Below are 14,611 nucleotides of genomic sequence, written 5' to 3'. Positions count from 1 at the left end.
ACCCGCCGAGCGCAGGCAATCGAGCGCCAAGGGACCGCAATTTCCGCCCGGAATCCCACGGTCGGGCGCGTGGAATTCGCCGTAGGCGTAGCGCGGGCGCCCGGCCGCGGGCTTCCCCGTAGACTGGAAGGCATGCGATCCTCAGCTTCCCGGCCCCTCCTTAAAGCAGCGCTCTGGGACATGGATGGCACCATTGTCGACACCGAGCCCTACTGGATCGCAGCCGAACACGCACTCGTCGAAGCCCACGGCGGACAATGGTCCCACGAACAGGCCATGCAGCTCGTGGGACAGTCCCTGATGTTTTCCGCGGGAATCCTGCAGGAAGCCGGCGTGGCCCTGGAACGGCGCGAGATCATCGACACCCTCACCGGCCACGTGATCAGCCAGGTCCGGAGTTCCATTCCCTGGCGCCCCGGGGCCCGCGAACTGCTCGACGAACTCTACAACGCCGGCGTCCGTTGCGCCCTCGTCACCATGTCCGAGGCCCCGCTGGCCCGGGAGATCGTTGCGAGCCTGCCCGAGCCCTACTTCGAGTTCCTGGTCACGGGAGACACTGTGACCCAGGGCAAGCCGCACCCGGAGGCTTACCTCACGGCCGTCGAGCTCCTGCAGCAGCAGGATCCCGAGCTCGGCCTGCACCACTGCGTGGCCCTGGAAGATTCCGTGCCGGGTGTCGCCGCTGCCGTGGCCTCCGGCGTCGTCACGGTCGCCATCCCGCACATCCTGCCCCTACCGCACGATCCCCGCCGCGCCACCTGGAACACCCTGGAAGGCCGGACAGTCGCTGACCTGGAGGAGCTCGTGGCCCTGCGGCACGACTTCCCCGACGCCACCTTCGGCGCCGCCGCGGACCCAACCGGCCGCTTAAGTACGGTCTCGACCACGCTCTCGACCGCGGGCCGCTCCCGTGGCTGACACCGGCAGCCAGGGGGAACGCGGCAAGACTCCGGCTAACCGCCGGGAAGGGATCCCGCTGGGCCGGATCGCCGGCATTCCGGTATTTCTGGCGTATTCCTGGTTCATCATCGCGGCCTTCACGGTGATCGCCTACGGGCCGGTCCTGCAGAGCAACAATCCGCGCCTCGGCGTCACCGCCTTCTTCGTCGCCTTCGCCTACGCGCTGCTGCTCCTGATTTCCGTGCTGGCCCACGAACTCGCGCACGCGCTGACCGCGAAGCTGTTCCACTGGCCCACGGAGAAAATTGTCCTCAACCTCTGGGGCGGCCACACCCAGTTCCAGAGCTTCACGGCCTCACCCGGCCGCTCCGTCCTGGTGGCGATGGCCGGCCCGGCCGCGAACTTCGTCCTTGCCGGCGCAGGCTGGCTCCCGCTTGCCTACGGCGACCTGAACGGCGTGGCCGACATCCTGGCCAACATCTTCGTCTGGGCCAACCTGTTGATCGGCATCTTCAACGTCCTTCCCGGCCTTCCGCTGGACGGCGGCCGGCTGGTCGAATCCGCCGTGTGGAAAGCCACCGGCAGCCAGGAGAAGGGCACAATTGCGGCAGGCTGGGCGGGCCGGATCATCGTGATCGCCCTCGCCCTGTGGTTCATTGTCCTGCCGCTGGTCAGCGGCGCACGGCCGGATATTTCCTTCACCCTCATCACCGCCCTGGTGGGCAGCTTCCTGTGGATGGGGGCGTCGGCCTCGATCCAGCAGGCCCGCCTGCGGGGCCGGCTGCACCTCGTCGACGCCGCGGCCCTCGCCGAACCCGCCCTCGGCCTTCCGGAAACCGCGACGGTCGCGGACCTCCTGGACCGGGCGCCGGGCGGAAAGCCCGCCGTGGTGCTGTGCGACCGGGACGGCCGTCCCGTGGCCATCGTCGACGCCGGCGCCGCCGCCAGCGTGCCTGCCGGACTGGCCGCAGCGACCGCCCTGACCGCGGTCTCCTACCCCCTTGGCGCGGGCGCCTATGTCCCCGAATGGTCCAAGGGCCAGGAGCTCGTCCAGTACCTGGCCCAGCTCGAGGGCCAGGAGTACGCGGTGGTGAACCGCGAGGGCGCCGTCACCGGGCTGCTGCGCCAGGCCGCCGTCGTCCGGGCCATAACGGGCAAGTACCGGAACGAACGCCAGAACCAGGGGCAGAACCGGTAGAGTTACTGGGCGGTCGTGAATTTCCGGCCCCCACGCGCAAGGACCGGTGCCCGCCGGCATGTCCGCGGCCACACAGCTTTACAGGAGCGAGGAACATCTTCATGAGCAGCGACACCGCCGCAGGCACTAACACTGCCAACACCACCGCCGCCGCAGGCACTGACACTCCCACCGCCGGGGCCAGCAGTGCCGCCGGCGCGAATGGTGCCACCGGCGCGGCGCGCCGCCGCGGACCCTTCCGTGAAGGCGAACGCGTCCAGCTCACGGACGAGCGTGGCCGCATGAACACGATCACCCTCGAAGTCGGCGGGGCGTTCCACACCCACCGGGGCTTCCTGAACCATGACGAGATCATCGGCAAGCCCGACGGCTCAGTGGTGGTCAACAACGTCGGACAGCAGTACCAGACCCTGCGTCCGCTACTCTCGGACTTCGTGCTCTCGATGCCCCGCGGCGCGGCCGTGGTCTACCCGAAGGACGCCGGCCAGATCGTGACGATGGCGGACATCTTCCCGGGCGCACGCGTTGTCGAAGCCGGCGTCGGCTCGGGCGCCCTGTCCATCTCCCTGCTGCGCGCGGTGGGGGACAACGGCTACCTGCATTCCTTCGAACGCCGCCAGGAGTTCGCGGACATCGCCCGCGGCAACGTCGAGACCATCTTCGGCGGCCCGCACCCGGCCTGGAAGATCTCCCTTGGCGACTTCCAGGAGGAAGTGGTGCGCACCGAGGAACCCGGCTCCGTGGACCGCGTGGTCCTGGACATGCTCGCGCCGTGGGAATGCCTCGACGCCGTCGCCACCGTCCTGGCCCCCGGCGGCGTGTGGATCAATTATGTCGCGACTGTGACGCAACTTTCGCGGACAGCCGAAGCCATCCGTGCGGACGGACGCTTCACCGAACCCGACGCGTGGGAATCCATGGTCCGCGGCTGGCATCTCGAAGGCCTGGCCGTCCGCCCGGACCACCGCATGGTCGCCCACACGGGCTTCCTGCTGGTAACCCGCCGCCTCGCCGACGGCGTCACGGGAATTTCGGTAAAGCGCCGCCCCTCTAAGACCGACTTTAACGAAGAAGACGTCAACGCCTGGACCCCGGGCGCTGTGGGCGAGCGTGCGGTCTCGGACAAAAAGCTGCGCCGCGCCGCCCGCGACGCAATTGCCGGAACGAACGTCGTCGACGCCCCGGAGATAACGAACTAGGCAGCATATTTCGGATGTCTCCAGCGGCACCCGCCTTCTTAGGGCTATGGTCTTAACAGAAGAGCAGGAAGGGGCTGATGCACGATGGAGACTCCGAATACTGACCCGGGCCGCACACCGGCCGAGGACGCAGCGGATGCTGCCGCCCGCACGGATGCGGCCCGCGCCGCAGCCGGCGAGGGTGACCGGTATGCCGCCAATGAACTGTCCGTCGCCGAGCGGCAGGTCAACATCCTTCGGGACAAGCTCCGCCACATTGACCGCCAGCTCGCCGCCGCGACGCAGAACAACTCCAAACTGGTCAGCATGCTGGAAACGGCCAAGGCCGAGATCCTGCGGCTGAAGAACGCCCTCGACCAGGAGGGACAGCCGCCGTACAGCTTCGGCACCGTCCTGCAGCTCAACCCGAAACGGCAGCCGACGGCCGGGAACAGCGGCCAGGCGGCCACGGAGGAATCCGTGGATATCTTCAACGCCGGCCGCAAGATGCGGGTTGGGATCAGCCCGCTGGTCAACATCAGCCAGCTCGCCGTCGGGCAGGAAGTCCTGCTCAACGAGGCCCTGATGGTGGTCGCCGGACTCGGCTACGAGCGGGCCGGGGACCTGGTCACGCTCAAGGAAATGCTGGGGCCCGACCGTGCCCTGGTGGTGGGCCGCGCCGACGAGGAGCGGGTCATCCGCCTCTCCGGCGCCCTGCTCGCCCAGCGGCTCCGGGTCGGCGACGCGCTCTCGATTGATTCCCGGACCGGGTACGCGCTGGAAAAGATCCCGCGCTCCGAGGTGGAGAACCTCGTGCTCGAGGAAGTCCCGGACATCACCTACCAGGACATCGGCGGACTGGGCCCGCAGATCGAACAGATCCGCGACGCCGTCGAACTGCCCTTCCTGCACCCGGACCTGTACCGGGAGCACGGGCTCAAGGCGCCCAAGGGCATCCTGCTGTACGGCCCGCCCGGCTGCGGCAAGACCCTGATCGCCAAGGCCGTGGCCAACTCGCTGGCCGCCCGGGCCGCCGAGCGCGCCGGCAAGACGGACATGAAGAGCTACTTCCTGAACATCAAGGGACCAGAGCTGCTCGATAAGTACGTCGGCGAGACCGAACGCCACATCCGCCTGATCTTCGCGCGCGCCCGGGAAAAGGCGTCCGAGGGCAGCCCGGTGGTGGTGTTCTTCGACGAAATGGACTCGCTGTTCCGCACCCGTGGCACCGGCATTTCCTCCGACGTCGAAACCACCATCGTCCCGCAGCTCCTCAGCGAGATCGACGGCGTCGAACGGCTGGACAACGTGATCGTGATCGGCGCCTCGAACCGGGAAGACATGATCGATCCGGCGATCCTGCGCCCGGGCCGCCTGGACGTGAAGGTGAAGATCCAGCGCCCCGACGCCGAGGCCGCGGCCGACATCTTCAACAAGTACATCACCACGGACCTGCCTTTCCACGAGTCCGACCTCGGAGAGCACAACGGCGACGTGCAGGCGACCGTGGACGCCATGGTCCAACGCACCGTCGAGGCGATGTACTCCACCGAGAAGTCCAACGAATACCTCGAGGTCACCTACGCCAACGGCGACACCGAAATGCTCTACTTCAAGGACTTCAACTCCGGCGCCGTGGTGCAGAACGTCGTGGACCGGGCCAAGAAGTACGCCATCAAGGACCTGTTGACCATCGGCCAGAAGGGCCTGCGGATCGACCATCTACTCCGGGCGGTCGTTGACGAGTTCCGTGAACACGAGGACATGCCCAATACCACCAACCCGGACGATTGGGCACGCATCTCCGGCAAGAAGGGCGAGCGCATCACGTACATCCGCACCATCGTCCAGGGCAAGGCCGGCCAGGAGCCCGGGAAGTCCATCGAGACGATGCCCAGTACAGGCCAGTACCTGTGACGGCTGTTGTCCCCGGCAAGCCCGCCGACACTGCGGGCGGGCTGCCGGTCGGCGGGGCGATGCGGGTCATGGGATCGGAGACCGAATACGGCATCCACGCGCCCTCGGCCCCGGGAGCAAACGCCACGATGATGTCAGCCCGGGTCATTCAGGCGTATGCCCAGGTGACCCGCCAGCGGGCCGCCGGCGGCGCCGAGACCCGTTGGGACTACACGGACGAGGAACCGCTGCACGACGCCCGCGGCTGGACCTTGGAGCGGAGCAGCGCGGACCCGGAACAACTCACCGACCAGCCTCCCGTCCTCGACGCCGAGGCGATCGCCCTCGCCTACGGGCGGCAGGAACTCGAGGCCGACGGCGAGGACGAGTCCGGCACGCTGCTGATGAACATGGTGCTGGGCAACGGCGCACGGTTGTATGTGGACCACGCCCATCCGGAGTATTCCAGCCCCGAGGTGACCAACCCCCGCGCCGCCGTCACGTGGGACGCCGCCGGCGACCTCGTGGCCCTGGCCGCGGTCCGGCGCCTCGCCGCGGATCCCGAACTGCCGCCGATCAACCTGTACAAGAACAACACGGACAATAAATCGGTCTCCTACGGCTCGCACGAGAACTACCTGATGCCCCGCTCGGTGCCCTTCGGCGAAATCGTGCGCGGCCTCACGCCGTTTTTCGTCACCCGGCAGATCATTTGCGGTGCCGGGCGGGTGGGCCTCGGTCAGGACAGCGCCCGGGCCGGCTACCAGATCAGCCAGCGCGCTGACTTCTTCGAAACCGAAGTGGGCCTGGAAACCACCATCCGCCGCCCCATCATCAACACCCGGGACGAGCCCCACGCCACCGCGGACAAATACCGCAGGCTGCACGTCATCATCGGCGACGCCAACCTCAGCCAGGCGTCCAACTTCCTCAAGTTCGGCACCACCGCGATGGTCCTGAGCCTGATCGAGGCCGGGCTGGCGCCGCGGATCGAAGTCCATGAGCCCGTCGCCGCGCTGCAGGCCGTCAGCCACGACACCTCGCTCACCGGGCTGCTGCGCCTGGGCGACGGCCGGCGGATCAGCGCCCTGGACCTCCAGTGGATCTATTTCGAGGCCGCCTCCAAGCACGCGCAGGACACCGGCGTCGCGGACGCCGTGGACGGTGACGGCCACACCCACGAGGTCCTGGAGCGGTGGTCCGCCACGCTGAGCGAACTCGGCGGTGACCGGGCGGCGGCCGCATCGTCAGTCGAGTGGCTCGCCAAACTGTCCCTGCTCGAGGGCTACCGGCAGCGTGACGGCCTGGGCTGGGACAACGCGCGGCTGGGCCTCGTGGATCTGCAGTGGGCCGACATCCGCCCCGAAAAAGGGCTCTACTACCGGCTGCTGGCCCGCGACCGGATGCACCGAATCGTCGACGACGCCGCGATTGCCCGTGCGGTGACCGAACCGCCGTCGGACACGCGGGCGTACTTCCGCGGGCGCTGCGTCAGCAGGTTCGGTGCAGACCTCGCGGGGGCCAGCTGGGACTCGGTGATCTTCGATGTCCCCGGCCGCGGCAGGCTCCAGCGAGTCCCAACCCGCGAGCCGCTGCGCGGGACCGAAGCCCTCACCGGCGGCCTGTTTGCCCGGCACAGGGAGGCCGGGACGTTCCTGGCAGAACTGCTCGGACTCAGCCCCGGTTCCTGAAAACAAAGCCCCCCGCGGGCGCCCCGGGCGTGGCACTATTGCTACAGGATGTCCCTTAGGAGAAAAGGGACGGACATGAAGGAGAAAACAATGGCAGGCCAGGAGCAGCAGCAGCCGCAGTCGCGGGACACCGAGGTTGACGAGGACGTCCCCGCCGCGCCGCCGGCCCCGGCGGACGCCCAGGCGTCGGCAGCCACCCAGGGCGTCGATGATCTCCTCGATGAGATCGACGGCGTGCTGGAGTCCAACGCCGAGGAATTCGTGCGCGCATTCGTCCAAAAGGGCGGCCAGTAGGAGCGCCGCCGGCCGCCGGATGAGGGCGGCGGGAGGGGCTAAGGGCCGGAAGAGTCGTTGATCCACCACGTTGAGGGAGAGCGTTAGTGCAGGAAACAACAGCCAACCGAGTAGCAGCCAACGCGACGTCCTCATTCACCGAGCATCTGCAGCGCGAACGGCCCGATTTGATGCCGTTCGGCCAAGTGCCTTTCAGCCAGTTGCCCGCCGGCGGGCACGCCGGCCAGCCAGGAGCACCGCTGCAGGCCCCGCACGGGACCACGATCGTGGCGATGACCTACGCCGGGGGAGTGCTGATGGCCGGGGACCGCCGCGCCACCATGGGCAACGTGATCGCGAGCCGGCACATCGAGAAGGTCTTTCCCGCCGACCAGTACTCAGTGCTGGGCATTGCCGGGACCGCCGGCATCGCCCTGGACATCACCAGGCTGTTCCAGGTTGAACTCGAACACTACGAGAAGATCGAGGGCACCCTCCTGAGCCTGGACGGCAAAGCGAACCGGCTCGGCGCCATGGTCCGCGGCAACCTGCCCATGGCCATGCAGGGCCTCGCCGTCGTGCCCCTGTTCGCGGGATTCGACCGACCCGCAGGTTTTGGCCGGCTCTTCTCCTACGACGTCACGGGCGGCCGCTACGAGGAACAGGAGCACCACGCGGTGGGCTCCGGCTCGATGTTCGCCCGCGGCGCGCTGAAGAAACTCTGGCGTCCCGGCCTCTCGGAACAGGACGCCGTGGCAGTCGCCGTCGAGGCCCTGTACGACGCCGCCGACGACGACTCCGCCACAGGCGGGCCGGACCCCGTCCGGCAGCTATGGCCGGTGGTGTATATCGTGAACCGGACAGGCGCCTTCCGGGTCCCGGACCGCGACCTTGCTGCCGTGGCCGGCCGCGTCATCGAATCCCGCACCGTCGCCCAGCGGGAGGCCTGAGATGACCCAGCAGTTCTATGTATCTCCCGAACAGCTGATGAAGGACCGTGCGGATTTCGCACGGAAGGGCATCGCCCGCGGACGTTCGGTGGTGGTCATCAGTTGCCGGGACGGGATTGCCCTCGTGGCGGAGAACGCGTCCCCGTCGCTGCACAAGATCGGCGAGATCTACGACAAAATCGCGTTCGCGGCCGTCGGGAAGTACAACGAGTTTGAAAGCCTGCGGCAAGCCGGGGTGCGGTATGCCGATGTCCGGGGCTATTCCTACGACCGCGAGGACGTCACGGCCCGCGGCCTCGCCAGTGTGTACGCACAAAGCCTCGGCGCGGTGTTTACGGCCGAACAGAAACCCTTCGAGGTCGAACTGGCCGTGGCCGAAGTCGGCCAGGCCCAGGAGGCGGACCATCTGTACCGGCTGACCTTTGACGGGTCCATCGCCGACGAGCACGGCTTTATTGTGATGGGCGGCCAGGCGGACAAGGTCTCCGAGGCTGTCGCGGCGGGCTGGCAGGGCGAACTCGACTTCGCGGGCGCCATCCGCCTGGCCCTCGCCGGGCTCGTGGCGGACAAGGAAACCACCACCTTGCCCGTATCCGCACTGGAAGTTGCGGTCCTGGACCGGGGATCGGAAAGCGGCCGCGGCACCCGCCGGGCGTTCCGCCGGCTCGAGGACCCGGACATCGTGGCATTGCTGGCTGAGGAGAACTGAGATGGACAAGCGCATATTCGGCATCGAAACCGAATTCGGAATTTCCTATTCAAGCCCGGAGTCCCGGCCGCTGGCACCGGAGGAAGTAGCCCGCTACCTCTTCCGCAAGGTGGTCAGCTGGGGACGGTCCTCCAACGTCTTCCTGACCAACGGCTCGCGCCTTTACCTGGACGTCGGGTCGCACCCGGAATACGCCACCGCCGAGTGCGACGACCTGGCCCAGCTGATCGCCCATGACCGTGCCGGGGAACTGATCCTGTGCGACCTCGTGGACGAAGCCCAGGAACGGCTGGCGGCGGAGGGATTCAACGGCACCGTATACCTGTTCAAGAACAACACGGACTCGGCCGGGAACTCCTACGGAAGCCACGAAAACTACCTCATCCCGCGGCGCGGCGAATTTTCCCGGCTCGCCGAAATCCTCATCCCGTTCCTCGTGACCCGCCAGTTGATCGCCGGGGCCGGCAAGATCCTCAAGACCCCGCACGGGGCGACCTTCGCGTTCTCCCAGCGGGCCGACCACATCTGGGAAGGCGTTTCCTCCGCCACTACCCGCTCCAGGCCCATCATCAACACCCGGGACGAGCCGCACGCGGACGCCGAGTTCTACCGGCGCCTGCACGTGATCGTGGGCGACTCCAACATGTCCGAAACGACGGCGCTGCTCAAGGTCGGCACGGTGGACCTGATCCTGCGGATGATCGAGGCCGGGGTGATCATGCGCGACATGCGGATGGAGAACCCGATCCGGAGCATCCGGGAAATATCCCACGACCTCAGCGGCCGGGCCCTGGTCCGGCTCGCCAACGGCCGGCAGCTCACAGCCCTGGAAATCCAGCGCGAATACCTGGGCAAGGTGACCGCGTTCGTGGCCGAACACGGCGCGCACAACCCCCACGTGCCGCTGATCCTGGACCTCTGGGAGCGCACGCTGGACGCCATCGAAAGCGGCGACACGAGCACGATCGATACCGAAGTGGACTGGGCCATTAAGAAGAAGCTCATGGACAACTACCGGGAACGGCATGGTCTGGGCCTTGACGCTCCCAGGATTGCGCAGCTGGACCTGACCTACCACGACATTTCCCGTGGCCGCGGCCTCTTCTACCTGCTCCAGGCCCGCGGGGCCGTGCGCCGGGTGGTGGACGACACCGCGGTCAAGGACGCGGTGGATGCCCCGCCGCAGACAACGCGCGCCAAACTCCGCGGCGACTTCGTCCGGCGCGCCCAGGAACTCGGCCGCGACTACACCGTGGACTGGGTCCATCTGAAGCTGAACGACCGCGCCCACCAGACCATTCTGTGCAAGGATCCCTTCCGGAGCGTGGACGACCGGGTGGATGCGCTGCTGGACTCGATGGGCTGATACCCAGCTTCGCACGTTATTCTGGGGTAGGGCCGCCCTGCGGCCGCCGCTTTCTTTGCCACGGGAAACCGAACGGCACTGAGTCCACCCTGCCTCGACGAAAGTTTCCAATTGCGCCGACTACTAGCAATTCTTCTGCCCGGCCTGCTGCTGCTGACCGCCTGCGGCGGCAGCGAAGCGCCTCCGGCTCCGGAACCCACCAGCCAGTCCGCGGGTGAGACCGCCAAGCTGGACTCGGTCAAATTGACTGAGAACGGTGACAAGAAAGCCCCCGGCGTCAACTTCACCAAGCCGCTCGACGTCAAGGAACCCACCGTCAAGGTGGTCACCGAGGGCGGTGGCGAGCGGGTCAAGGCCAACCAGATCGCCAACATTTCGATCGTGGCCTTCAACGGCACCGACGGTTCCACCCTCGAAGACACGTTCCCGAACGATCCCGAGCCGCTGGAGCTGAACGACGAGCTCAAGGGCAGCAGCCCCGTCATCTACAACGCGTTCGTGGGCGCCAAGATCGGCTCGCACCTCGCCCTGGCCGTTCCCGGCCAGGCCGCAGCCGAGGGTACCGCGGCCAAGCCGACCCAGCTCCTGATCGTCAAGGTGCTCTCCGCCAAGGACGCTCCGCCGGTTTTGGACAAGCCCGAGGGCGACGCCGTCACCCCGCCGGCCGGACTGCCGACCGTCAAGGAAAACGACAAGGGCGTCCCGGAAATCTCCGTCGCCGGCGTCAAGGCGCCGACCGCGCTCGTCTCCCAGGACCTGATCACCGGCAAGGGCCAGGCCCTCAAGCAGACCGACACCATCACCGTGAACTACGTGGGCGTCGCCCTCGCCACCGGCAAGGTCTTCGACTCCAGCTTCGAGAGTGGCAAGAAGGCCACCTTCCCGCTGACCGGCGTCATCAAGGGCTGGACCCAGGGCCTGACCGGCAAGACGGTCGGCTCACGTGTCCTTCTGGTCGTCCCGAAGGACCTCGCCTACGGAGATCAGGGCCAGGGCGACGCGAAGGGCGACCTCGTCTTCGTCGTCGATATCCTCGGCGTCAAGTAACCCACCGCTACACCTGCAACCACTACACGCCACCTCAAAGGAGCAACCATGTCATTTGGACAGCGCAACCTCGACCGCGAGAAGCCGGAAATTGACTTCCCCGAAGGAGACGTCCCCACCGAACTGGTCATCACCGACCTGATCGAAGGGGACGGCGCCGAGGCCAAAGCCGGCGACACCGTATCCACCCACTACGTGGGCGTCGCCTGGTCCACCGGTGAAGAATTCGACGCCTCCTGGGGCCGCGGCGCGCCGCTGGACTTCCGGGTCGGCGTCGGCCAGGTCATCCAGGGCTGGGACCGGGGCCTGCTGGGCATGAAGGTCGGCGGCCGCCGCCGGCTCGAGATCCCGTCCGAGCTTGCCTACGGCTCCCGTGGCGCCGGCGGGGCGATCGGCCCCAACGAGGCCCTGATCTTCGTCGTGGACCTCGTCGCCGTCCGCTAGTCCCCACCCGCCCCCTATCCTCGCAAGCTCGGACAGGGAACCCGGCGGTCGTGGGCCCACCGGCCGGTGGTACCAGCAGGCTGAATATGCTGCCGACATGCAGGAAGCGCGGTAACAATCGGAAAAGTTCTTCCGGCTGTTGCCGCGCTTTCGTCATTTTCCGGGACCGGCTTTAGTACCCTTGCGGGGTGTCCGCCTCACGTACAGAACGCCTCCTGAACCTGCTCATCGCCCTGCTCAACACCAAGTACGGCCTGCGCCGCAGCGAGCTGCGCGAAAAGGTCTATCACGACACGACGAGCAGTGACGTCGCCTTCGGCCGCATGTTCGAACGCGACAAAGGCGAGCTGCGCCAGTTTGGCTTCGACGTGGAGACCGTGACGGACACGGGCTGGGGCTCCGACGACCCGGCAACCACCCGCTACCGGATCGGTAAGGAATCGAACCGGCTGCCCGACGTCAGCCTCACCCCCGAAGAGTGCACGGTCCTGATCCTCGCGGCCCAGCTCTGGGAGCACGCCGCCCTCGGCTCCGCCGCCGTCGACGCGGTCCGGAAGCTGCAGGCCGCCGGCGGCCTGGTCGACGCCGAACTCCCCACCAGCGTCCAGCCGCGCATCCGCCCCGCCGGCCAGGCCTTCGAGGACCTGGTCGCCGCGATACACGCCCAGCACCCGGTCCGGTTCAGCTACCTCGCCGGCAGCACCGGCCAGGAGCAGGAACGCCTGGTGGAGCCCTGGGGCCTGGGCAGCCGCTTCGGCCAATGGTACCTCGTGGGCCACGACCGGGGCCGGGGGGACAAACGGTTCTTCCGCCTGTCCCGCCTGACGTCCGCCGTGACCGTCCTGGAGAAGGAGACCTTCACGCCGCCGGCAGGGTTCAACGTCCGCGCCGAGCTGGCCGGCCTGGCCGAGCTGCCGGTGCAGAGCGCCGTGGTCGACGTCGAACACGGGCGGCTCCTGGGCCTCCGCAAACGCGCCCAGCCGCTTCCGGACGCTGCGCCGGAAGCCCGAACACCGGGGCGCCCGGCCGGGACGGACCGCCTCGCGGTGCCCTTCCGCGATGCGGAGACCCTGGGCGAGGAGCTGGCCTCCTACGGTCCCCGCGTCACCGTGATTTCACCCCCCGAACTCGCCGGCGCCGTCCACCGCCGCCTCGCGGCAGCCGCCGAGTTCGCCGACAGGCCCCTGCCGGTCGTCGCCTTCCCGGCGGCGGGCCGCGCCGGCCACACCCGGAAACGAACCTCGGAGGACCAGCTCAAGCGGATGCTGCAACTCGTCCCGTTCCTTGTCCACAACCAGGGACTGCACATCAGCGAGGTCGCCGCCAGGTTTGGCATCACCCGCAAGGCACTCGAGGACGACCTGCGGATCCTGATCTGCTCGGGCCTCCCTGAGGGCTACCCCGACGATCTGCTGGACATCCAGTGGGACGATGACCACGTATTCATCACCCAGGCCCTGGACCTGACCCGCCCCGTACGGTTCACCGTGGACGAGGCCTGTGCGCTCCTGACCGGCCTGGAGACGCTCAACAGCCTGCCCGAGCTCGCCGAAGGCGGCGCCCTGGAATCGGTGACGCTCAAACTCATGGCCGCGGCGGGGGAGGAAGGCGTCAAAGCGGCCGCGCTCTCCGGCCCCGAGGTGGCCCCCGGCGATTCCGCCATCCTTGACACCGCCCGCGCCGCCCTCGAATCCGGCGCGCAGCTGCACCTGAGGTACTTCTCGGCGCAGCGCGACGCCGTGTCCGAACGTGACGTGGACCCCCTGCGGCTCTATTCGCTGGACAACACGTGGTACCTCGAGGCTTACTGCCACTCCGCCCAGGGCCTCCGCAACTTCCGGCTGGACAGGATCGAAGCCCTTGAGCCCAACGGCCGGCGGGCGGCCGCGACGGCAAAGCCGGCGGACAGCTTTCCGGTGAAACTGTTCACCCCGAACGACGACGACACGGTGGTCCTGGTGGAACTCGCGCCCCGCGGCACCGGCCTTGCTGACGACTATTACGCCGAGCGGACCGCGGCCCTGCCAGGCGGCGGCATGCTCGCCGAAATCCGGTTTGGCAGCACGGACTGGCTGCCGATGTTCGTGGCCCAGCACGGCGGGATGGTGCGGATCCTGCAGCCAGAGGCCCTCGCGGCCGCGTCGCGGGAGTGGCTCGCCGCGGCCCTGACGCAATACGAAGCCTTCCCGGATCGCCCGATAGACTGATCAGCATGCCTTGGTGGTCCTGGATCGTTATTTGGATAGCGCTTGTCGCGTTGTCGCTGTTGTTCTTCGGCGTGCTCGGCTTCCGGCTGTTCCGGCAAGCCACGACGACGCTCACCGAATTGGGTGAAGCCGCGGACCGCTTTTCCACCCTTCCTTCACCAGCGGGCACCGGCACCGTTTCAGCGGCCGGTTCGACAGCGGCCGGCGCCGGTGACCCGGGCAGCGCGGACGAATCCCTTCGGCCGGCGCCCGGCGACGCCATTTTTGCCTCGCCCGCGCGGATGCGACATGATTACCACGCATCCAAGCTCGCCCGGCAAAACGCCCGCCGGCTGCGCCGCATCCAACGCAAGAAGGACCGCGGGCAACCCCAGGCGCTGCGCGACATCGAAACGCGTTAGACATAGGATGTATTCAAACGAAAGGACCTCTCCCCATGAGGCTTGAAGGCTGGCATCTCATCATCATCATCGTTCTGGCACTGGTGCTGTTCGCTGCGCCGAAGCTGCCGGGCATGGCCCGCAGCCTGGGCCAGTCGATGCGCATTTTCAAGTCGGAAGTCCGGGAAATGAAGAAAGACGGCACCACCGATGCCAAGGATGGCTCCGAGCCGGTTGAAGGACGGGTCATCAACCACCCGCAGACCGGCGCAGCGGAAAGCCGCACGGGCGACGGAACCGACGTTCCGCCGTCGACCCGCGCCTAAGACCGCATGGCAGTAACCATGAGCCGTCGATCGAACCCCGAGGGGA

The 14,611-nt window shown here is 67.6% G+C and carries 14 protein-coding genes; all 14 read left to right on the top strand.

Going from position 1 to position 14,611, the window contains the following annotated elements:
- Window positions 1-132 precede the first annotated feature (132 nt).
- Window positions 133-918, top strand: a complete 786-nt coding sequence (locus AC1DRO_RS01800; RefSeq protein ID WP_476949587.1) for an HAD family hydrolase — start codon at window positions 133-135, stop codon at window positions 916-918.
- Window positions 911-2,098 carry a site-2 protease family protein gene (locus tag AC1DRO_RS01795; RefSeq protein WP_476949586.1) on the top strand — a complete coding sequence of 396 codons (1,188 nt, stop codon included), beginning with the start codon at window positions 911-913 and terminating at the stop codon, window positions 2,096-2,098. Before AC1DRO_RS01800 ends, AC1DRO_RS01795 begins: the two co-directional genes overlap by 8 nt.
- Window positions 2,099-2,199: 101 nt before the next feature.
- Window positions 2,200-3,297, top strand: a complete 1,098-nt coding sequence (locus tag AC1DRO_RS01790; protein WP_028275577.1) for a tRNA (adenine-N1)-methyltransferase — start codon at window positions 2,200-2,202, stop codon at window positions 3,295-3,297.
- Between the two features lie 84 nt (window positions 3,298-3,381).
- Window positions 3,382-5,193, top strand: a complete 1,812-nt coding sequence (gene arc, locus AC1DRO_RS01785; protein WP_476949585.1) for a proteasome ATPase — start codon at window positions 3,382-3,384, stop codon at window positions 5,191-5,193.
- Window positions 5,190-6,863 (top strand): depupylase/deamidase Dop, encoded by a 1,674-nt coding sequence (dop, locus tag AC1DRO_RS01780; RefSeq protein WP_476850914.1) that lies wholly within the window; start codon window positions 5,190-5,192, stop codon window positions 6,861-6,863. Before arc ends, dop begins: the two co-directional genes overlap by 4 nt.
- A 90-nt stretch (window positions 6,864-6,953) precedes the next feature.
- Window positions 6,954-7,157 (top strand): ubiquitin-like protein Pup, encoded by a 204-nt coding sequence (locus tag AC1DRO_RS01775; RefSeq protein WP_026266331.1) that lies wholly within the window; start codon window positions 6,954-6,956, stop codon window positions 7,155-7,157.
- Between the two features lie 86 nt (window positions 7,158-7,243).
- Complete coding sequence (gene prcB / locus AC1DRO_RS01770) at window positions 7,244-8,086, top strand: proteasome subunit beta (RefSeq protein WP_476949584.1); 843 nt, start codon at window positions 7,244-7,246, stop codon at window positions 8,084-8,086.
- Between the two features lies 1 nt (window position 8,087).
- Window positions 8,088-8,795, top strand: coding sequence for a proteasome subunit alpha (prcA, locus tag AC1DRO_RS01765; RefSeq protein WP_476949583.1), 708 nt, complete (start codon window positions 8,088-8,090; stop codon window positions 8,793-8,795).
- 1 nt (window position 8,796) lies between these two features.
- Complete coding sequence (gene pafA / locus AC1DRO_RS01760) at window positions 8,797-10,161, top strand: Pup--protein ligase (protein WP_476949582.1); 1,365 nt, start codon at window positions 8,797-8,799, stop codon at window positions 10,159-10,161.
- Between the two features lie 111 nt (window positions 10,162-10,272).
- Entirely contained in the window at window positions 10,273-11,208 is a 936-nt protein-coding gene (locus AC1DRO_RS01755; RefSeq protein WP_476949581.1) for an FKBP-type peptidyl-prolyl cis-trans isomerase, read from the top strand.
- 48 nt (window positions 11,209-11,256) lie between these two features.
- Window positions 11,257-11,652, top strand: coding sequence for an FKBP-type peptidyl-prolyl cis-trans isomerase (locus AC1DRO_RS01750; RefSeq protein WP_476949580.1), 396 nt, complete (start codon window positions 11,257-11,259; stop codon window positions 11,650-11,652).
- A gap of 188 nt (window positions 11,653-11,840) precedes the next feature.
- Window positions 11,841-13,859 carry a helix-turn-helix transcriptional regulator gene (locus AC1DRO_RS01745; protein WP_476949579.1) on the top strand — a complete coding sequence of 673 codons (2,019 nt, stop codon included), beginning with the start codon at window positions 11,841-11,843 and terminating at the stop codon, window positions 13,857-13,859.
- A 5-nt stretch (window positions 13,860-13,864) separates the two neighbouring features.
- Window positions 13,865-14,260, top strand: coding sequence for a hypothetical protein (locus tag AC1DRO_RS01740; protein WP_476949578.1), 396 nt, complete (start codon window positions 13,865-13,867; stop codon window positions 14,258-14,260).
- A 35-nt stretch (window positions 14,261-14,295) separates the two neighbouring features.
- Window positions 14,296-14,565: a Sec-independent protein translocase subunit TatA gene (tatA, locus tag AC1DRO_RS01735; protein WP_476949577.1), complete on the top strand. Its 270-nt coding sequence runs from the start codon at window positions 14,296-14,298 to the stop codon at window positions 14,563-14,565.
- The last annotated feature ends 46 nt before the right edge of the window (window positions 14,566-14,611 follow it).

The organism is Arthrobacter sp. P4_F11 (assembly GCF_056401395.1).
This window is presented reverse-complemented; position numbering and strand designations above follow the sequence as displayed.

Excerpts from the sequence above, each read along its gene's own strand:
- AC1DRO_RS01800 (WP_476949587.1), top strand. The coding sequence starts at position 133 with ATGCGATCCTCAGCTTCCCGGCCCCTCCTTAAAGCAGCGCTCTGGGAC.
- AC1DRO_RS01790 (WP_028275577.1), top strand. The coding sequence starts at position 2,200 with ATGAGCAGCGACACCGCCGCAGGCACTAACACTGCCAACACCACCGCC.
- arc (WP_476949585.1), top strand. The coding sequence starts at position 3,382 with ATGGAGACTCCGAATACTGACCCGGGCCGCACACCGGCCGAGGACGCA.
- AC1DRO_RS01775 (WP_026266331.1), top strand. The coding sequence starts at position 6,954 with ATGGCAGGCCAGGAGCAGCAGCAGCCGCAGTCGCGGGACACCGAGGTT.
- prcA (WP_476949583.1), top strand. The coding sequence starts at position 8,088 with ATGACCCAGCAGTTCTATGTATCTCCCGAACAGCTGATGAAGGACCGT.
- pafA (WP_476949582.1), top strand. The coding sequence starts at position 8,797 with ATGGACAAGCGCATATTCGGCATCGAAACCGAATTCGGAATTTCCTAT.
- AC1DRO_RS01750 (WP_476949580.1), top strand. The coding sequence starts at position 11,257 with ATGTCATTTGGACAGCGCAACCTCGACCGCGAGAAGCCGGAAATTGAC.
- AC1DRO_RS01740 (WP_476949578.1), top strand. The coding sequence starts at position 13,865 with ATGCCTTGGTGGTCCTGGATCGTTATTTGGATAGCGCTTGTCGCGTTG.
- tatA (WP_476949577.1), top strand. The coding sequence starts at position 14,296 with ATGAGGCTTGAAGGCTGGCATCTCATCATCATCATCGTTCTGGCACTG.